Below are 18,374 nucleotides of genomic sequence, written 5' to 3' on the forward strand. Positions count from 1 at the left end.
GTGGCGCCGCCGGAGATCAGCCTCAAGGACATCTTCGTGTCGCTGCTGCCGTTCATCGCCATCCAGTTGTGCGTGCTGTTTGCGCTGCTGTTCTGGCCCAACCTGGCCATGTGGCTCGTATAAAACCCATTCGAACCTACGGAGGTCGCCATGCGACTGATCCAATGTGAACACGAAGGCCGCCTACGGGTTGCCGTGGTCGAGAGTCCCGAGCAGGTACGCCTGGTCAACGCCGACGAAGGCGTGTATGGCCTGGCCAAGCGCGCCATCGCCGAGAAACGTTCGCTGTCCGATCTCGTCGAATCGGAACTGTCCGATACCCGTCTCGATTATGCCGAGCTGATCGAACAGCAGCGTCTGCGCGCACCGTTGACCCACCCCGACCCGGCGCACTGCCTGATCAGCGGCACCGGCCTGACCCACCTGGGCAGCGCCGATACTCGCTCGGCCATGCATGCCAAGGCCCAGGCCGCCGAGAGCGAGTTGACCGACTCCATGCGCATGTTCAAGATGGGTGTGGACGGCGGCAAGCCACAGGACGGCCAGCCCGGCGCCCAGCCGGAATGGTTCTACAAGGGTGACGGTAGTATCGTCGTCGATCCCGAGGCCGCCCTGCCCGTGCCTGGCTTTGCCGAAGATGCCGGCGAGGAACCCGAGCTGGCCGGACTTTATGTGGTGGGTGACGACGGCCAGCCCTGGCGTGTCGGCTACGCCGTCGGCAACGAGTTTTCCGACCACATTACCGAGCGCCATAACTACCTGTGGCTGGCGCACTCCAAGCTGCGCGCCTGCAGCTACGGGCCGGAACTGCTGGTCGGCGAACTGCCCGAGCATCTCGAAGGCACCAGTCGCATCGTGCGTGACGGCCAGGTGCTTTGGGAAAAGCCGTTTCTGACCGGTGAGGCCAACATGGCGCACAGCCTCGCCAACCTGGAATACCACCACTTCAAGTATCTGAATTTTCGTCGCCCAGGCGATGTGCACGTGCACTACTTCGGCACCGCCACCCTGAGTTTCGCCGACAACATCCGGACCCAGGATGGCGACCGTTTCGAGGTCGACCTGCCGGCCTTCGGTCGTCCTCTGCGTAACCCGCTACGCTTTAGCTCAACGGAAACGCCCGTCGCGATCAAGGCCCTGTAACTCATGCATTACGCACTCAGACACTGCTGGAACTTCAGACAGTGCTGAACCCAAGGAGGCATTCATGACCCTGGAAGGCAAATCACTCATCGGCCAGCAGGCCGTCGCCGGCAACAGCAGCGCCATCCACGCCGTCAACCCGGCCACCGGCGAGCAGCTCGACCCGGCCTACGCCGGCGGCAGCGCCGCCGAAGTCGACAAGGCCGCGCAGCTCGCCTGGGACGCTTTCGACGCCTACCGCGAGACCTCGCTCGAGGACCGTGCGGTGTTTCTAGAAACCGTGGCCAGCGAGATCGAGGCCATCGGCGATGACCTGATCCAGCGTGCCGTGGCCGAGACCGGCCTGCCCCAGGCGCGTATCGAGGGCGAGCGCGGGCGTACCTGCGGCCAGCTGCGCCTGTTCGCCAAGGTGGTGCGCGCCGGCGAATGGCTCGACGTGCGCGTCGACCCGGCGATGCCCGACCGCCAGCCAATGCCGCGCGCCGATCTGCGCCAGCGCCACATCGCGCTGGGTCCGGTGGCGGTGTTCGGCGCCAGCAACTTCCCGCTGGCCTTCTCCGTGGCCGGTGGCGATACCGCCTCGGCACTCGCCGCGGGCTGCCCGGTGATCGTCAAGGCGCACTCCGCCCACCCCGGCACCTCCGAACTGGTAGGCCGCGCGGTGCAGAAAGCAGTCGCCAAATGCGGCCTGCCGGAAGGCGTGTTCTCGGTGCTGTTCGGCTCCGGTCGTGAAGTCGGTGCCGGGCTGGTCGCCGACCAGCGCATCAAGGCGGTGGGCTTCACCGGCTCGCGCAGTGGCGGTACCGCGCTGATGAAGATCGCCCAGCAGCGCAAGGAGCCGATCCCGGTCTATGCCGAGATGAGCTCGATCAACCCGGTGTTCCCGCTGCCGGCCGCGCTCAAGGCACGTGGCGAGGCCATGGCCGAGGGCTTCGTGGCCTCGCTCAACATGGGCGCTGGCCAGTTCTGCACCAACCCGGGCCTGGTAATCGCCGAGAAGGGCGAGGCGCTGGACGCCTTCGTCGCCAAGGCCGGCGAGGTACTCAAGGGCAGCGCATCGCAGACCATGCTCACGCCGGGCATCTTTGATGCCTACCAGCAGGGCGTGGGCCGGCTTTCCAGCCACGACAAGGTCCGGGAAGTGGCACGTGGCCAGGTCGGCGAGACACCCAACCAGTGCCAGTCCGGCCTGTTCGTGACCGCTGCGGCCGACTTCCTGGCCGACGAGGCGCTGCAGGAAGAAGTCTTCGGCTCCACCTCGCTGGTCATCGAGTGTGCCGACGCCGCGGAAGTGAAGCAGGTCGCCGAGCACCTCGAAGGCCAGCTCACCGTCACGCTGCAGATGGACGACGCCGATCTCGACGCGGCGCGGGCACTGCTGCCGACGCTGGAGCGCAAGGCGGGTCGCGTGCTGGTCAACGGCTGGCCGACCGGGGTCGAGGTATGCCATGCCATGGTCCACGGCGGGCCGTACCCAGCGACGTCCGACAGCCGCACCACCTCGGTGGGCAGCGCAGCGATCTTCCGCTTCCTGCGCCCGGTATGCTACCAGGCGATGCCGGAGGGGCTGCTGCCCGAGGCGCTCAAGGAGAGCAACCCGCTGGGCCTCAAGCGGCTGGACGACGGTCAGCGCGAGAGCTGATCGACCGCACCGCCAAGTAAAGACCGAGCCGACATGGGGCAACCCATGTCGGCTTTTTCGTCAGGAGACACCCATGGACGAATACACCCCTTTTCTGGATGCCCTGACCGCCCTGCTCGGCTGCGAAGGCGTGCTGAATGATCCAGCCGATCATGAGCGCTACGTTCAGGACTGGGCCGGCGACCGGCTGGGCATGCCGCTGGCTGTGGCCCGTCCCAGTTCCACCGCACAGGTCGCGGACACCGTCAAGCTGTGCCGTGAGCACGGCGTGCGCATGGTGCCCCAAGGCGGCCATACCGGGCTGGTGCGCGGCGCCATGCCCGACCCTGAACATGCCGAACTGGTCATCAGTCTGGAGCGGATGGATCGCATCCGCCGTATCGACCCGCTCAATTTCAGCATTACCGTCGATGCCGGCTGCATACTGGAAAACGTCAAGCGCGCCGCCGAGGCCGAGGATTGCTATTTCCCGCTCTCGTTGGGCGCGCAGGGCAGTTGCCAGATCGGTGGCAATATCGCCACCAACGCCGGGGGGCTCAATGTGCTGCGCTACGGCATGATGCGCCAACTGGTGATGGGCCTGGAAGTCGTGTTGCCCGATGGGCGTATCTGGGATGGCATGCGCGCCCTGCACAAGGACAACCGCGGTTACAGCCTGGCGCAGTTGTTCATCGGCAGCGAGGGCACGCTGGGCATCGTGACCGGTGCAGTGCTCAAGCTGTCGCCCCGTCCCGAGAAATCGCAGACCGCCCTGCTCGCCGTCCCCTCGGTCAAGGCCGCGATGCAGCTCTATGCGCTGGCCCGGCGCCAATGCAGCGACCTGCTCTCGGCGTTCGAACTGATTCCCCGCGAATGCATCGAGCTGGCCCTGAAGGCAGCCCCCCAGCTCAGCGACCCGCTGGATGCCGCCTACCCTCACTATGTGCTGCTCGATCTGGCCGCCACCGGCCCAGTGGATCTCGGCGAAATGATCGAAGCACTGCTGACCCAGGGCATGGAGGATGGCCTGGTGCTCGATGGTGTGCTGGCGGCCAGCATGAGCCAGTCCCAGAGACTCTGGCAATTTCGCGAAAGCATGCTGGAAGGCCAGCAACAGCGCGGCGAACACCTGCGCACCGATATATCGGTCCCCATCTCGGCGCTGGCCGACTTCGCCGAGGCGGCCACCCAGGCCGTCGGCACGCATTCACCCGACGCAACGATCATTGCCTACGGCCATGTCGGCGACGGCAACCTGCACTTCAATGTCCTGCCCCCGGCGACGCTGGCCAAGGAAGAAACGACGAACTTGCTGCATGACATCGAGTTGCTGTTGTTCGATGTGGTCGACCGCTTCGACGGCAGCATCAGCGCCGAGCACGGCATCGGCCGCGTCAAGCAGGCCGCCTACCTTGCCCGTACCAGCGACGTGGAACGGGAGCTACTGACAGGACTCAAGCAGCTCTTCGATCCCGATCAGTTGATGGGCATGGGTCGTATCCTTGCCGACCCTTCCGCCTCTTAGCCAATGGTGGTACTGGCAATGCGCCTGCTCATCACTACACTGGAGCTAGCATCCTGTCATACAATCAACCATCAATAACAACTGTGAGCTCTGCTCACTGAACCAGAAGGAATTCGCTGACATGAAACTGCTGCGCGTCGGCCCACCGGGTCAGGAAAAGCCCGCCCTGCTGGACCGGGAAGGCAAGTATCGCGACCTGTCGGGCCATATCGACGACCTGGTGGGGAACCACCTCAATGCAAGCCAGTTGAAGTCCCTGGCAGCCATCGCGACCGACGAGCTTCCCGAGATCGATGGCGATACACGCATCGGGCCCTGTGTCGGCCATGTCGGCAAGTTCATCTGTATCGGGCTCAACTATTCCGACCATGCCGCGGAAACTGGCGCCGAGGTGCCCAGCGAACCAGTGATCTTCAACAAGTGGACCAGCGCCATCTGCGGTCCCAACGATGACGTGAAGATTCCTCGCGATTCGCAAAAGACCGACTGGGAGGTCGAACTCGGTGTGGTGATCGGCAAGGCCGGGCGCTATATCGACGAAGCCGATGCCATGGATCATGTCGCCGGATTTTGTGTGGTCAACGATGTGTCGGAGCGTGAATTCCAGCTCGAACGCTGCGGCAGCTGGGACAAGGGCAAGGGCTGCGATACCTTCGGCCCACTGGGCCCGTGGCTGGTGACGCCCGACGAGGTTGCCGACCCCCACGACCTGGGCATGTGGCTCGAGGTGGACGGCAAGCGCTACCAGGATGGCACCACGCGCACGATGGTCTATCAGGTACCGTTCCTGATCAGCTACCTGAGCCGCTTCATGAGCCTGCAGCCCGGCGACGTGATCTCCACCGGCACGCCCCCGGGCGTGGGCATGGGCCAGCAACCGCCGGTCTACCTCAAGCCGGGGCAGCAGATGCGCCTGGGCATCGACGGCCTCGGCGAGCAGCGTCAACGCGTCGTCGCCGACGAGTGAACCATGAGCCGGCCTGCCCGTCATACCGGGCAAGCCGGCAGGGAGCCAGCATGAGCCAGACCATCGCCAGCGATACCTTCCAGCGCCCCAGCCTGCGCGTGCATGCCGCCGATAACGTTCACGTCGCGCTCAAGGACCTTCCCGCCGGGAGCGAGATCGAGGACAACGGCCGTACCGTGCGCCTGACCGAGGCCATTCGTCACAAGCACAAGTTCGCCCTGCAGCCGTTGGCCGAGGGCGACCTGGTGATCATGTACGGTGTCACCGTCGGCCGGGTCACTCATCCCATCGCCGAGGGCGGGGCCATCACTACCGGCAATGTCGAGCATTCCACCGATAGCGATCAGGCCCAGGCCCGTCGCGAACACTGGAACGCGCCGGATGTCAGCCGCTTTCAGGGCATCACTTTCGAGGGCTATCACCGTCCCGATGGCCGGGTCGGCACCGCCAATGTCTGGGTCGTGGTGCCGCTGGTGTTCTGCGAGAACCGCAATATCGAGGTGCTGCGCCAGTGCGTCGCCGATGCGCTCGGCGAGGACCCCTATCGCGATTACAAGCGCATGGCGCGTGAGATGCTGCATGGCCAGGCAAGCGATTCGCCTGCAGAGCAGCCAAACGATGAACGTCTGTTTCCCAACGTCGACGGTGTGCGCTTTTTGACCCACACGCTGGGTTGCGGCGGCACCGACGACGATGCCCTGGCATTGTGCCGGCTGCTAGCCGGCTATATATGCCACCCTAACGTGGCCGGCGCGACCGTGCTCAGCCTGGGCTGCCAGAAAGCCCAGATCGACATGCTCAAGCAGGCCATGGCCGAGCGCGATCCCGAGGGGCTGCGCCCAGTGCATTACTTCGAGCAGCAGGCGTCACGCAGCGAGGACACCCTGATCCGCGAAGCGCTGACGACCATCTTCGATGGCCTAAAGGAAGCCAACCGGGTCACGCGCCAGCCGGCACCCTTGGCGGAACTGACGATCGGGGTGGAGTGCGGGGGCTCCGACGGCTTTTCGGGCCTGTCCGCCAATCCGACGGTCGGTGCTGCCATCGACCGCCTGGTGACACTAGGCGGCAGCGGCATCCTCAGCGAGTTTCCCGAACTGTGCGGCGTCGAGCACGAGCTGGTCTCACGCTGCCGTGACGAGCAGGTCGCCGAGCGCTTCCGCTCGTTGATGGACGCCTACCAGGCGCATGCCGCCGCCGTCGGCGCCCATTTCTCCATGAATCCCTCGCCGGGCAACATTCGCGATGGCCTGATCACCGACGCCATGAAATCCGCCGGTGCCGCCAAGAAAGGTGGCGACAGTCCGGTCGTCGACGTGCTCGACTACACCGAGCCCACCGTGCGCAAGGGTCTCAACCTGCTGTGCACACCGGGCAACGACGTGGAATCCACGACCGCCCTGGTCGGCTCCGGCGCCAATCTGGTGATCTTCACTACCGGGCTCGGCACGCCCACCGGCAATCCCGTCGCTCCCGTGCTGAAAGTCTCCAGCAACAGCGAGATGGCCCAGCGCCTGCCGGACATCATCGACTTCGATGCCGGTCCAATCATCCGTGGCGAGGCACAGATCGCCGAGTTGGCCGATGAGTTGCTGCAGCTATGCATCGATACCGCCTCGGGGCGCTATCGGCCCAAGGCGGTACAACTGGCCCAGTACGATTTCATTCCGTGGAAGCGCGGCGTGTCGCTGTAATTCGCTTTAAGCAAGCGATATACCGCGCAAAAGCAGAGAGAGCGTCCAGAAGACGCCCTCTCTTTTCTTTTGATCAAGGTAGCACCGTTTAACTCGGCGATTCGTCGGACAAGCGCTCCTTGAGTTGGCGATAGGTCCCGTAGTGCCGGTCGAGATGGCGACGCATCGCCGCTTCGGCGGCATCCGGATCGCCCGAGGCAATGGCATCGACGATCTCGATATGCGCCTGCATGGCAGCATGGTCCTCGCCGTCGCGCTGGAGCACCTGGGCCCGGCGATCATCGAGCCACTCCGAGAGCGCCTCGTGCACGGCATTGAAGATCGGGTTGCGGGCAATCGACGCCAGCACCCCATGGAAGTCATTGTCGCTGCGCTTGAAACGCGCCTCGTCACCCAGCGACTGGCGATTCTCCTCGAGCGCCTGATGCAGGTTGTCGATATCCTCGGGAGAGGCATTGGTGGCAGCATAGCGGGCCAACGAGATCTCGAACATGGCCCGGGCTTCCTGGAAATACTGCTGCCCTTCCGACTTGGCGAGCAGTTGTCGGGTCACGCCCGACAGACGCGCCATTACCGCCTCGGCGGTGGGCCGGATGACACGTGCGCGGGTACCGCTGTTGATGGCGATCAGCCCGAGGCGCTGCAGGTAGAACAACGCTTCGCGAACCGCCGGACGCCCCACGCCGAACTGCTCCATCAGTTCACGTTCGGCGGGCAACTGGTCGTCTTCCTTGAGACGCCCTTCGAGAATGTCCTTCTCGAGTTGCTCGGCTACCTGTTCGGAGAGCGTCTTGCGCTCCACCTTGTATCTCGTCATTCGCTGCGACTCCTCGCCAAACCCAAACTGCCGCCTATGGTACTGCATGCGACCTATACCAGCATCGGCGGTGCCAACTCGAGCGTTTCCGCCAATTGCCGGTACGCGGCCAGATTGGCCGTGTCCAGCGGAATCCCCTCGGCATCGCGCCGGGCCTGGCAGCGCCACTCCCGGTCTCCCGGGGCCAGCACCTGCCTGCCTTCCAGTGCGGGCTGGGCACGCAGGTCCTCGAGGTAGACCTGCATGGAACGCTCGTACGTTTCACGGTCACTGAACGCGCCCGGGTGCATGACCAGGAAGAAATGCCCTACCCCGCGTGGCGTCGACATGTCCTCGCCGGTCATCGGCAGCATGCGAAACCCGTGAATCATCCCCGTAAGCGTGGCACTGAGCACTTCGACCATGCCCGCCAGCCCGGCACCCTTGAAGCCGAAATCGGCCCCGCCCAACGGTAGCAGCGACGCCGCCTGTTGCGGATCGGTGGTCAGTTCGCCATGGGCATCGACCACCACGTTGGGAGGCAATGTCCTGTCGATGGCGCGATACTGCTTGACCCGGTTCCAGGGGATCGAGCTGGTGGCCATGTCGAGCAGGTAGGGCGGACTGTCCGGCACTGGCGCCGCAAAGGCGATGGGGTTGGTGCCATGAAACGGCGTCTGCCCCTGATGCAGGCTGACCAGCGCATCGGCGTTGCACAGCGACAGGCCGATATAACCCCGCCGCGCCGCGGCCAGCGCATAGCAGCCGGCCGCGCCGAAGTGCGAGGAATTGCCTACGGCCACCGCACCGATACCCGCCGTCTCGGCCATGTCGATGGCATGCTCGATGGCCCGATAACCGGCCAGGTGGCCGAAGCCGTCATCCGCATCCAGGTAGCCCGTAGCCGCCAGACGTTGGGTGAAGGCGAGTGTCGGCCGCCCGTTGATCCGCCCCCCTTTCAATGCCTGTACGTAATGCGGCAATAGCCGCAGTCCGTGGCTGTCCGTTCCCATGCGCGACGCCGTTACCAAGGCCCGGGTGACGGCGTCCGCCGAGGCTTCGTCGGTACCGCAGCGCAACAGCACACGGTGAATGAAATCTTCCAGTTCGCCAACGGCAATACACGCCGCAATATGTTCCGACATGGAATCCAGGTCTCCTCAGCGATAGATCAGTTCGGGCAGCCACATGGACAGGGCGGGGATGAAGGTCACCATCAGCAGGGCCAGCACCAACGGAACCAGGAACGGCAGCGTCCCGCGCATGCAACGCTCGAACGGGATATTCGAGACCCGCGACAGTACATAGATCACCATGCCCACCGGTGGGGTCAGCAGGCCGATCATCAGGTTGAGGACCATGATCACGCCGAAGTGGACCGGATCGACGCCCGCATTCACCGCCACCGGCAGAAGCACCGGCACCAGGATGGTGATCGCGGCGATGGTCTCCATGAAGCAGCCCACCAGGATCAGCACCAGGTTGATTAGCAGCAGCACCATCCATGGGTTATCGGCGAAGGGTCCGAACAGCGTCATGACGTGCTGCGTGACCTGGTTGCTGGTCAGTATCCAGGCGAAGATCGAGGCCCCGGCAACGATCAGCAGGATGATCGCGGTGGTCTCGATGGTCTCCATGCTGACCTGCATCAGACGGCGCCAGGTCAGCGTGCGATAGACCACGGTGCCCAGGAACAGCGCATAGACGACGGCGGCGATGGCCGCTTCCGTGGGGGTAAACATACCGGTAATGATGCCACCCACGATGATGATCGGCGTCATCAGCGACAGGAACGCCCGTGCAAAAGTCACGCGTAGCGTCTTGAGGGAAAACTCGGCGTCACGCTTGTAGCCGCGCCGGCGGGCCAGGATGGCGATCATGATCATCAGCACGACACCCATCAGCAGTCCCGGCACCAGTCCGGCCACGAACAGCTGACCGACCGAGGCTCCGGCCATGACGCCGTAGATGACCATGGGCAGGCTGGGTGGAATGATCGGTCCGATGGTCGACGAGGCAGCGGTAATGCCGACGGCGAATTCCTGGTCGTAGCCGGCATCGCGCATGGCCTTGATCTCGATGGTGCCCAGACCGCCGGCATCGGCCACCGCCGCGCCGGACATGCCGGAGAAGACGATGCTGGCCCCGACGTTGACGTGGCCGAGGCCACCCCGCATCCAGCCCATCAGCGCCAGCGCGAAGTCGAAGATACGCGTGGTGATGCCGCCGTTGTTCATCAGGTTGCCGGCCAGGATGAAGAACGGGATCGCCAGCAACGGGAAGCTGTCGACACCATTGATCATGCGATGCGCGACGACGATATCCGGCACCTGACCGCTGAGATAGACATAGATCAGGCAGGAGCCCGCCAGGCAGATGGCAATGGGGACTCCCATCACCAGCATGGTGAACAGCGAAGCGAACAGAAACGACATGTAGTGTCCCTGGAAGGCCAGGAACACGCAGAACAGGACAGCCAGGGCGGCGACGACCGGCGGTACGATCATGCGCCCGGGACTGAGGGTCATGGTATTGGGCATGGCACACTCTCGCTTGGGTTATTGGTCGTCGTCATCGGTCGCCAGCAGTTCGCTGGTCCCCTCGCGCCAATGCCGGATCGCGACCTGTACGGCGCGCAGCAGCATCAGCAGGAATCCCGCCATGACCGCGTAGTAGAGATAGCTCTTGGGAATATCCACCGAGACCATCATCGAATGCGTGCGTCCGGCGAGCCCGTAGGTGATCCAGGCAGCGGCGGCAAAGAACACGACCCGGGCAATATCGACCAGGGTCGACAGCAACCTGCCCATGACCGGCGGCATGTAGCGGTAGAAGAACTCGACCATGATGTGCGAGTTCTTGCGCACGGCCATCGCGCCACCAATGAAACACACCAGGATCAGCAGGTAACGTGCCATTTCCTCCGTCCAGGCGATCGAATCGCCCAACACGTAACGGCTGAAGAATTGCAGGAAGACATCGAGGGCCAGCAGCCAGAAGATGACCAGCGTGACATAGTCCTCGAAACGATAATTGCGAGGATCGAACTCCTCGTTGCCGATCTCGGCCAGCGCCTCGAGCGCCTCACTGTCGTGAGCCAGGCGTTCTTTCGTCATGATCGTCTCTCCTCGCTACCCACCCGAAGCGGGTGGGTAGCGGAGTGGTTGGCGTGGAATCGACAGGCTGACGATTACTGGCCGAGCGCCTGCAGGCGATCGTAGGTTTCCTTGTCCCAGGTGGCGGCGTCGCCGTTGTGATAGGGAATGACCGCTTCGCGGAACGGCTCGGTGTCCACCTTGTTGACGGTCACGCCCTGGTCCTCGAACCAGGCCACCAGGTCTTCCTCGGACTGGACGATATCGTTGGTGATCTTCTCGCCGGCCTCGGTGTAGACGTTACGGAAGACCTCCTTGTCCTCGTCGGACAGGCGGTTCCACAGCGGCCCACCAGCGATGGTGATCAGCGAGTCGGTGATGTGCCCGGTGAGGTTGATGTAATCCTGCACCTCGTAGAACTTCTTGGCCTGGATGGTCGGCAGCGGGTTCTCCTGGGCATCCACCACCCCCTGCTGCAGGGCCAGGTAGACCTCGGAGAAGGCAATGGGCGTCGGGTTGGCGCCGACCGCCTCGGGGAACATCATGTACATGGGCGCGTTGGGCACGCGAATCTTCAGGCCCTGCATGTCCTCCGGCGTACTGATCTCCTTGTTGGACGTGGTATGGCGCTTGCCGTAGTAGTTCATGGCCAGCGGCACGTTACCGGTGGCGTCCTGGTACCCCTGGGCGATCTCCTTGAACAAGTCGCTCTCGGCATAGGTCTTCCAGTGGTCGAAGTCGCGGAACATGTAGGGCGCCCCGGCAATGCCGATCGGCCCGTAGGAACGTCCGGCGAACTGGTTACCGGTATAGATCAGGTCGACGGTCCCCAGGGAGAGGCCCTCGTTGATGTCGGCTTCCTTGCCCAGCGACGAAGCGGGATGCACCTCGACGGTATAACGGCCGTCGGTGCGCTTCTCGATTTCGTCGGCCGCCCACAGGGCCCACTTGTGGTAGGGCTCGGACGTTTCGTAGACGTGAGCAAAGCGAAGCGTCTCTGCACTGGCCATGGTGGCGACACTGACGCCGGCCAATAACAGCGAGGTCGATATCCAGCGATTGAGCTTGGTAGAGCTGGCGCGCTTGTGACCCATTTGTTGTTCTCCTTCCGGATTCGGGGACAGGTATCGTTCCTGCCTCGGTGGGTGTCGGATGGCCAAATGTATACGTGTCATACCATCATAAGGAAACCTAGCCACTGCCGGGCCGGCATGCAATGCCTTGCCTATTATCCTCTGGTCGTAGATGCCTGCCCAAGGCGCGCCAGAAGCGCATCGTCACCAAAGCCGCCTGCCTTGGTCATCACCGGCCGGTCACGCTCGCCATCGAGCCAGCCCCAGGCCACGCCGGGCGCCCATTCGCCGGCCAACACGATCTGTCGGACGCCCACGCGCTCCAGGACGGCCATGGCCGTATCGCCGCCGGTCAGGAACAGCAACGGCGCGTGTCCCGACATCAACAGCAATTCGCCTATGCAACGCGCCATGCCCTGGGCGACCTGCTCGGCAGTAAAGCGTGCCGATGGCTGGCGCTCAGGCACGATCAACCGCAGTCGCGCCGGGTCTGGTCGCGCCATGTCGTCGTCCATGGCATGGATGACCGGTAAGCCCGGCACCGCGTCGCACAGGTGATCTACCTGGCGGCGCGCCTGATCACAGCGCGATCCGACGGCGAACAGCAGGCTATCCATGGGAGGCGTCAAGGGTACCGACTCGGCAGGTGTTGGAAACAAGCTGTCGGACAAGGCCTCGGTCAGCCCCGCCGCTCCGACAACCAGCCAGCGCCATGGTTCTTCGAGCAGACGCTGGGCCAGCGCCTTAAGATCGGTTTCACTCACGGCATCCACGATCGCGTCTGACTCATCCGGCACGGTGCCTGCCGGTATGACCGGGAAGGCCAACCCCTCGTGCCCGAACAGGGTCGGCAGCGGTTCGGCGGGCGGCGCCGAACGTGCGTCCCGGCCGTAATCCGATGACGCCAATGGCTCGCCATGCACGTAGACCTGACCGCCACGCAGCGTGCGCCCCTGCGCGGGGACGGCGGGACACACCAGCAACCCGCGACCGCTACTGCGCCGCGCTGCCAGACACTCTGCAACGACATTGCCGCGCAGCGTCGAATCGACTTTCTTGAAGAGGATCTGAGGCGCTAGCGGCAGCAGCCTTTCGATGGCTTCGGCGACCCGCCTCGCGGCTTGATCGGCAGGCAGGTGACGCGATTCGGTGTTGACCGCCAGTACCTCGGGCAGATCACCTTGTGCGATGACCTCAGCGAGACGCTCCAGTGCAATGACGACGCTGGTCCGCGCACCGCGACGGGCGAAGGGTGCCGCGGCATCCATCGCCCCGGTCAGGTCATCGGCGACGATCGCCACGGCAAGTTCAGTCAAGCTCGAGCCCTCTCGCCAGTTGCCGGGCATAGGCGATGGCGGCATTCATGTTGGTGGCATCCGCCCTGCCCTGCCAGGCAATATCGAAGGCCGTACCGTGATCCACCGAAGTGCGCTTGATCGGCAGCCCCAGGCTGACATTGACGGTAGTATCAAAGGCGATCAGCTTGACCGGGATATGCCCCTGGTCGTGATACTGCGCCACCACCAGGTCGAACTCGCCACGGCTGGCGCGGTAGAACACCGTGTCGGCAGAGATCGGCCCCTGCACCTCGTAGCCCGCCTCTCGCAGCTTCTCCACGGCCGGGCGAATGATGCGCTCGTCCTCGTCGCCGAAGATGCCACCCTCGCCGCAATGCGGATTGAGCCCCGCCACGGCGATGCGCGGCGTGGCCATGCCCAACTGGCGCAGGTGCTCATGCCCTGCCTCGACGGTCGCCTGGATACGCTCGACCGTGACCCGCTGGATCGCCTCCTTCAGCGAGACGTGAGTCGACACATGGATCGTCGACAGCGTTTCCGACGCTAGCAGCATGAACGATGCCGGCGCCCCGGTCAGCGACGCCAGCATGCCGGTATGACCGTCGTAATAGCGCTCGGCGGCATGCAGGGCGGCCTTGTTGAGTGGCGCGGTGACGATCACACCGGCCTGCCCGGCCTGGACCAGTGCCACGGCACGCTCGACGCAGCGAAAGGCCATTTCCCCGGCGGCGGCACTGATCTCGCCATCGGGTATCGGGGTACCGAGCGCATTGTCGACCTGGGAGACGACGACGGCCTCGGACGGTGCCGTTTCCGGTCCATCGAGTGTGCAAAAGGCCAGCTTGGCATCAATCGTGGCTGCCGCCCTGATAAAGGTATCGATATCGCCCACCAGCAGCGTACCGGCACGCTCTTCGTCGGACATGCCGACCAGGGCGCGGCAGATGATCTCCGGCCCGATCCCGGCCGGGTCGCCCATGGTGATGACAATCGCAAAGGGAGGCTGTTTCATCATGGCATCAACTGCCCGCCGTTGACCTCGATGACCTGACCGGTCACGTAGGCACTGAGCTCATCGCTGATCAGGAACACATAGGCACCCACGCAGTCCTCGGCGGTGCCCAGGCGCCCTTGGGGAATCGTGCCGCGGGCGGCCTCGAGTTGGGCGTCGTTGGAGTGGCGCTGATGGAAGTCCGTGGCAATGGTGCCCGGCGCCACGGCATTGACACGAATATTGTCCGCCGCGAGTTCCTTAGCCATGGAGCGAGTCAGCGTGCTGACGAAACCCTTGGCCGAGGCATACAGCCCGGCCCCCGCGCCCCCGCCGTTGCGCGCGGCGATTGAACTGGTATGGATGATATTGCCCGCCCCCTGCTCACGAAAATGCGGCAGTGCGGCCCGGCTGGCCATGACGACCGAACGCACGTTGAGGTTCATGACCTTGTCGTATTGCTCGTCGTCCATGGCCTCGAGGCTTACGCGGCCAAGCATGTCACCGGCATTGTTGATCAGCACGTCCAGCCCGCCCATGGCGGCGACGGCCTCGTCGACGACCTCGGCTGCCTTGGTCGACTGGCTGACATCGCCCTGGATCAGGAACGCCTGACCGCCCGCATCGCGGATCGCCTCGGCCACCTCGCGTGCCGGTGCCTCGCTGGAAAAAAAATGGACGCCGACATGCGCCCCGCATTCGCCCAGCTTGCGCGCAACCGCGGCACCGATTCCCCGGCTCGCCCCGGTGATCAGGATTCGCTTGCCCCGCAATTCCTCGAACATGCTGTTCTCCTTTTGTCATGAACGGCTGACAGGTGGCCTTGGCATACCTATCATACATCACGACAATAGTAGGCCTTGGTCCAGGCGTCATTGCGACGATCGTTCCAGACGGTCAGCATTGACCCTGCCTCCCCCACCCAAACCGGAGAATGTCATGTCACAGCAGTCCGCTTCCCGCTACCTGCCCGAGGATCTCGACCGCGCCCTGCTGGTCGGCCGGGCGTGGCGCGCCGCGCCCTACGAAGGACCGGCCATCGTCGCCATTCGCCAGGGTGAAATCATCGACCTGTCCCGCCATGTCGAGACCATGGCTGACCTGCTCGAGCATCCGGATGCGGCTACGCTGGTCGCCTCTGCCGATGGCGAGTCGCTGGGCCGGGTGGAAACCTTGATCGAGAACTCGCTGGCCGAACCGGCCAAGGCGCCCTATCTGCTCGCGCCTTGCGACGTGCAGGCGATCAAGGCCTGTGGTGTGACGTTTGCCGTATCGATGCTCGAGCGCGTCATCGAGGAACAGGCCGGCGGCGATGCAACACGCGCCAGCGAACTGCGCCAGGAACTGCAGGGCCTGATCGGCACCGACCTGTCGTTGATCAAGCCCGGTTCGGACGAAGCCATGACACTCAAGGCCGAACTTCAGGCTCGCGGTGGCTGGTCGCAGTACATGGAAGTGGGCATCGGTCCCGATGCCGAGGTATTCACCAAGTCGCAGCCGTTATCGGCGGTCGGCTTCGGTCAGCGCGTCGGGTTGCACCCCGCCTCCAGGTGGAACAATCCCGAACCGGAGATCGTGCTTGCCGTCGACGGCCAAGGCCAGGCACGCGGCGCGACGCTCGGCAATGACGTCAACTTGCGCGATATCGAGGGGCGTAGTGCCCTGTTGCTGGGCAAGGCGAAGGACAACAACGCCTCGTGTTCGGTGGGTCCGTTCATTCGCCTGTTCGACGAGCATTTCACCATCGATACGGTGCGTCAGGCGCATGTCACGCTGCGCATCGACGGTGAAGACGACGGGTTCCTGCTCGAGGATGGCAGCGACATGCGACAGATCAGCCGCGACCCGCTGGACCTGGTGGCCCAGACCCGCGGCGCCCATCACCAGTATCCGGATGGTTTCATGCTGTTCCTGGGCACCATGTTCTCGCCGATCCTCGACCGGGACGGCGAAGGCCAGGGGTTCACCCATCACATCGGCGATACCGTGACCATCGCCACTCCGGCGCTGGGTGCGCTGGTCAATCGGGTCGATCGCAGCGACCAGCTGCCACCGTGGACCTTCGGCATCCGTCAGCTCTACCGCCACCTGGCGCAGCGCAAGGCTGCCGAGTAATACGACAGACCGGGGCCGTGTCATCAGGCACGGCCCGTCTCTGCGTCAGCGATCCTCTCGAGCAACGCTGTCGGCAGCATGGGCACCGCGCTCGCCCATGGGCCGCTCCCCACCCGTGGTGGTATCACGTTGTGTCTGCCGCTCCATTTCGCTGTTCAATTCCGCACCCATGAGCACGATGAACGCGGACAGCCAGAACCACATGAGCAGGATCACCACGGCACCCAGCGACCCATAAGTTTCGTTGTAGCTGGCGAAGTTGCGGACGTAGATGGAAAAGGCGATCGACCCCAATATCCACAGCAGGACGGCAGCTGCGGAACCGACACTGACCCATTGCCAGCGCGGCTGTTCGCGATCCGGGCCATACCGATAAAGGATGGCAATTGCCAGCATGACGACGATCATCAACAGCGGCCAGCGCGCCAGGTTGATGAGCGTACCGATGAGATCGGGCAGGCCCAGTATATTGACGATGGCAGGGATCGCCGTGATCACGCCCAGCGTCACGAGGGTCATGACAATGGCGCCGAATGTCAGCACCAGCTTGATCGCCGTTTGCTTGAGAAACCCGCGGCTCTCTTCCTCGTCGTAGATGATGTTCAGCCCTTCCATGAAACCTGCGACACCACGCGACGAACTGTAGATTGCGAGCAATAGACCACCTATCGCGGCCAGGCTCATGCCCGCTCCTGCCCCCTGACTGGCCTGCTGGGCCTGTTGGCGAATGATGTTGGCTGCCTCTTCAGGCAGCAGATGGCTGATGCTGGAAATCTGCTGGGTAATCTGCTGAGGATCGAACATCAAGGCCCACAGGGAAATCGTCGCCACGATGGCCGGTACGATGGCCAACAATCCATAGAAGGCGATGCCGGCAGCGACCATCGACACATGATCGCGGGACATTTCCTCCTTGCTACGCTTGAGGACGGACTTCCAGCCGGGCTTGGGGATCTGGGTGGGCTTGTGGGCATGACGACCGTGGGAGGCCGTCGGCTGTCGTTTTGCCATGACGTTGAGCTTCCGTGCCGAAAAGAAAAATTTCCTGTACACCGTTTCCTGTACCTAGAGTAGGACGTCTGACAAGCCATACTGTCATTAAATGTAAGACCTGGTATCGGACGACAAACCGCGACAAGGACAGCTAGCTTCAGGCAGGCTGGGAGACGGTCAGCATGGCTGATCGTCATGACATCCATGGAAAGGACAAGGGAAGACAATCATGAAACACGCCTCACCTACCCTGCAGCAAGGCATCTCGGCTGCCGCCCGCTGGGGTTACCTGGCCAAGGGCGTCGTCTACGTGCTGATCGGCGGGCTGGCACTGATGGCTGCTGCCGGCCTGGGCGGCCAGCACGCCGGCTCCAAGGAGGCCATCCTGAAACTGGCAGGTCAGCCCTTCGGCAGTGTCATGCTGGGCCTATTGGGGGTTGGGCTCTTCGCCTACACGATATGGCGGCTGGTACAAGCCTGGTTCGATACCGAGGACGCAGGTAGCGACATCAAGGGCATCGCCACCCGTCTGGCTTTCGTGATCAGCGGCATCATATACGCGGGGTTGGGCGTGTACTGCTTCGACCTGTTGCGCCATGCTGCCTCGTCAGGCAGCTCGACCCAAAGCCGTACCGCTGAATTGATGAGCCAACCCGGTGGCATCTATCTGGTCTTCGCGGTGGGCGTCATCTTTTTCGGGGTCGGCGTGCGCCAGATCATGCGTGCGGTCAAGTGCTCCTTCCTGAAGAACTGGCACATGCGCGAGATGAACGAGAGTCAGCGCAACCTTGCCAAGTGGGCAACACGCATGGGCCTGACGGCTCGCGGGGTCGTGTTCATGATCATAGGCTTGTTTCTGTGCATCGCCGCCTGGCAGTCCGACCCCAGCGAAGCCGAAGGTTTAGGTGGCGCGCTGACAAAGCTGGCGCAACAGCCGTTTGGTCCCTGGCTACTGGGCATCGTCGCACTAGGCCTGGTGGCCTACGGTATCTACTGCTTCATCAACGCGCGTTTCCGTGACGTCAGTGCCTGACAACCCAAACGGCGCACGGGGTTCTCTTTC

At 63.7% G+C, this 18,374-nt stretch carries 16 protein-coding genes; 7 read left to right on the forward strand and 9 right to left on the reverse strand.

Annotated elements, in window-relative coordinates; genetic code table 11:
- The first annotated feature begins 150 nt into the window (after window positions 1-150).
- The 5 genes from araD1 (at window position 151) to BM194_RS00065 (ending at window position 6,950) form a co-directional block, all read left to right on the forward strand.
- Window positions 151-1,143 carry an AraD1 family protein gene (gene araD1 / locus BM194_RS00045; RefSeq protein WP_092842605.1) on the forward strand — a complete coding sequence of 331 codons (993 nt, stop codon included), beginning with the start codon at window positions 151-153 and terminating at the stop codon, window positions 1,141-1,143.
- A 64-nt stretch (window positions 1,144-1,207) separates the two neighbouring features.
- Window positions 1,208-2,785: an aldehyde dehydrogenase (NADP(+)) gene (locus BM194_RS00050; protein WP_092842606.1), complete on the forward strand. Its 1,578-nt coding sequence runs from the start codon at window positions 1,208-1,210 to the stop codon at window positions 2,783-2,785.
- 73 nt (window positions 2,786-2,858) lie between these two features.
- On the forward strand, window positions 2,859-4,289 hold the full coding sequence (locus tag BM194_RS00055) for an FAD-binding oxidoreductase (RefSeq protein WP_092842607.1): 1,431 nt from the start codon (window positions 2,859-2,861) through the stop codon (window positions 4,287-4,289).
- Window positions 4,290-4,410: 121 nt separating this feature from the next.
- Window positions 4,411-5,256: a fumarylacetoacetate hydrolase family protein gene (locus BM194_RS00060; RefSeq protein WP_092842608.1), complete on the forward strand. Its 846-nt coding sequence runs from the start codon at window positions 4,411-4,413 to the stop codon at window positions 5,254-5,256.
- A 50-nt stretch (window positions 5,257-5,306) separates the two neighbouring features.
- Complete coding sequence (locus BM194_RS00065; protein ID WP_092842609.1) at window positions 5,307-6,950, forward strand: UxaA family hydrolase; 1,644 nt, start codon at window positions 5,307-5,309, stop codon at window positions 6,948-6,950.
- Between the two features lie 88 nt (window positions 6,951-7,038).
- On the opposite strand, the gene nanR is transcribed toward BM194_RS00065, so the two are convergent.
- From nanR to BM194_RS00105, 8 genes are all read right to left on the reverse strand, one after another.
- Window positions 7,039-7,767 (reverse strand): transcriptional regulator NanR, encoded by a 729-nt coding sequence (gene nanR, locus BM194_RS00070; protein WP_092842610.1) that lies wholly within the window; start codon window positions 7,765-7,767, stop codon window positions 7,039-7,041.
- 53 nt (window positions 7,768-7,820) lie between these two features.
- Window positions 7,821-8,891, reverse strand: a complete 1,071-nt coding sequence (locus BM194_RS00075) for an Ldh family oxidoreductase (RefSeq protein ID WP_092842611.1) — start codon at window positions 8,889-8,891, stop codon at window positions 7,821-7,823.
- Window positions 8,892-8,906: 15 nt separating this feature from the next.
- Window positions 8,907-10,286, reverse strand: a complete 1,380-nt coding sequence (locus tag BM194_RS00080) for a TRAP transporter large permease (RefSeq protein WP_092842612.1) — start codon at window positions 10,284-10,286, stop codon at window positions 8,907-8,909.
- Window positions 10,287-10,304: 18 nt separating this feature from the next.
- Window positions 10,305-10,862, reverse strand: a complete 558-nt coding sequence (locus BM194_RS00085) for a TRAP transporter small permease (protein ID WP_092842613.1) — start codon at window positions 10,860-10,862, stop codon at window positions 10,305-10,307.
- Window positions 10,863-10,936: 74 nt separating this feature from the next.
- A complete protein-coding gene (locus BM194_RS00090; RefSeq protein ID WP_092842614.1) occupies window positions 10,937-11,935 on the reverse strand; it encodes a sialic acid TRAP transporter substrate-binding protein SiaP in 999 nt (332 codons plus the stop codon).
- Window positions 11,936-12,069: 134 nt separating this feature from the next.
- Window positions 12,070-13,230: a four-carbon acid sugar kinase family protein gene (locus BM194_RS00095; protein WP_177223295.1), complete on the reverse strand. Its 1,161-nt coding sequence runs from the start codon at window positions 13,228-13,230 to the stop codon at window positions 12,070-12,072.
- Entirely contained in the window at window positions 13,223-14,227 is a 1,005-nt protein-coding gene (gene pdxA / locus BM194_RS00100; protein ID WP_244890822.1) for a 4-hydroxythreonine-4-phosphate dehydrogenase PdxA, read from the reverse strand. The genes BM194_RS00095 and pdxA overlap by 8 nt, the downstream gene beginning before the upstream one ends.
- On the reverse strand, window positions 14,224-14,988 hold the full coding sequence (locus BM194_RS00105) for an SDR family NAD(P)-dependent oxidoreductase (protein ID WP_092842616.1): 765 nt from the start codon (window positions 14,986-14,988) through the stop codon (window positions 14,224-14,226). The genes pdxA and BM194_RS00105 overlap by 4 nt, the downstream gene beginning before the upstream one ends.
- A 154-nt stretch (window positions 14,989-15,142) precedes the next feature.
- Between BM194_RS00105 and BM194_RS00110 the strand changes: the two genes are divergently transcribed.
- Window positions 15,143-16,318, forward strand: coding sequence for a fumarylacetoacetate hydrolase family protein (locus BM194_RS00110; RefSeq protein WP_092842617.1), 1,176 nt, complete (start codon window positions 15,143-15,145; stop codon window positions 16,316-16,318).
- A gap of 45 nt (window positions 16,319-16,363) precedes the next feature.
- Here BM194_RS00110 and BM194_RS00115 read toward each other — a convergent pair whose 3' ends face one another.
- The gene (locus tag BM194_RS00115) at window positions 16,364-17,329 is read right to left on the reverse strand and encodes a YihY/virulence factor BrkB family protein (RefSeq protein ID WP_092842618.1); all 966 of its coding nucleotides are present in this window, start codon (window positions 17,327-17,329) and stop codon (window positions 16,364-16,366) included.
- A gap of 211 nt (window positions 17,330-17,540) precedes the next feature.
- Between BM194_RS00115 and BM194_RS00120 the strand changes: the two genes are divergently transcribed.
- On the forward strand, window positions 17,541-18,344 hold the full coding sequence (locus BM194_RS00120) for a DUF1206 domain-containing protein (RefSeq protein ID WP_092842619.1): 804 nt from the start codon (window positions 17,541-17,543) through the stop codon (window positions 18,342-18,344).
- Window positions 18,345-18,374 lie beyond the last annotated feature (30 nt).

The sequence above is a fragment of the Modicisalibacter xianhensis genome (assembly GCF_900113605.1).
GTDB classification, from domain to species: Bacteria; Pseudomonadota; Gammaproteobacteria; order Pseudomonadales; family Halomonadaceae; genus Modicisalibacter; species Modicisalibacter xianhensis.

Excerpts from the sequence above, each read along its gene's own strand:
- araD1 (WP_092842605.1), top strand. The coding sequence starts at position 151 with ATGCGACTGATCCAATGTGAACACGAAGGCCGCCTACGGGTTGCCGTG.
- BM194_RS00050 (WP_092842606.1), top strand. The coding sequence starts at position 1,208 with ATGACCCTGGAAGGCAAATCACTCATCGGCCAGCAGGCCGTCGCCGGC.
- BM194_RS00055 (WP_092842607.1), top strand. The coding sequence starts at position 2,859 with ATGGACGAATACACCCCTTTTCTGGATGCCCTGACCGCCCTGCTCGGC.
- BM194_RS00060 (WP_092842608.1), top strand. The coding sequence starts at position 4,411 with ATGAAACTGCTGCGCGTCGGCCCACCGGGTCAGGAAAAGCCCGCCCTG.
- BM194_RS00065 (WP_092842609.1), top strand. The coding sequence starts at position 5,307 with ATGAGCCAGACCATCGCCAGCGATACCTTCCAGCGCCCCAGCCTGCGC.
- nanR (WP_092842610.1), bottom strand. The coding sequence starts at position 7,767 with ATGACGAGATACAAGGTGGAGCGCAAGACGCTCTCCGAACAGGTAGCC.
- BM194_RS00075 (WP_092842611.1), bottom strand. The coding sequence starts at position 8,891 with ATGTCGGAACATATTGCGGCGTGTATTGCCGTTGGCGAACTGGAAGAT.
- BM194_RS00080 (WP_092842612.1), bottom strand. The coding sequence starts at position 10,286 with ATGCCCAATACCATGACCCTCAGTCCCGGGCGCATGATCGTACCGCCG.
- BM194_RS00085 (WP_092842613.1), bottom strand. The coding sequence starts at position 10,862 with ATGACGAAAGAACGCCTGGCTCACGACAGTGAGGCGCTCGAGGCGCTG.
- BM194_RS00090 (WP_092842614.1), bottom strand. The coding sequence starts at position 11,935 with ATGGGTCACAAGCGCGCCAGCTCTACCAAGCTCAATCGCTGGATATCG.
- pdxA (WP_244890822.1), bottom strand. The coding sequence starts at position 14,227 with ATGATGAAACAGCCTCCCTTTGCGATTGTCATCACCATGGGCGACCCG.
- BM194_RS00105 (WP_092842616.1), bottom strand. The coding sequence starts at position 14,988 with ATGTTCGAGGAATTGCGGGGCAAGCGAATCCTGATCACCGGGGCGAGC.
- BM194_RS00110 (WP_092842617.1), top strand. The coding sequence starts at position 15,143 with ATGTCACAGCAGTCCGCTTCCCGCTACCTGCCCGAGGATCTCGACCGC.
- BM194_RS00115 (WP_092842618.1), bottom strand. The coding sequence starts at position 17,329 with ATGGCAAAACGACAGCCGACGGCCTCCCACGGTCGTCATGCCCACAAG.
- BM194_RS00120 (WP_092842619.1), top strand. The coding sequence starts at position 17,541 with ATGAAACACGCCTCACCTACCCTGCAGCAAGGCATCTCGGCTGCCGCC.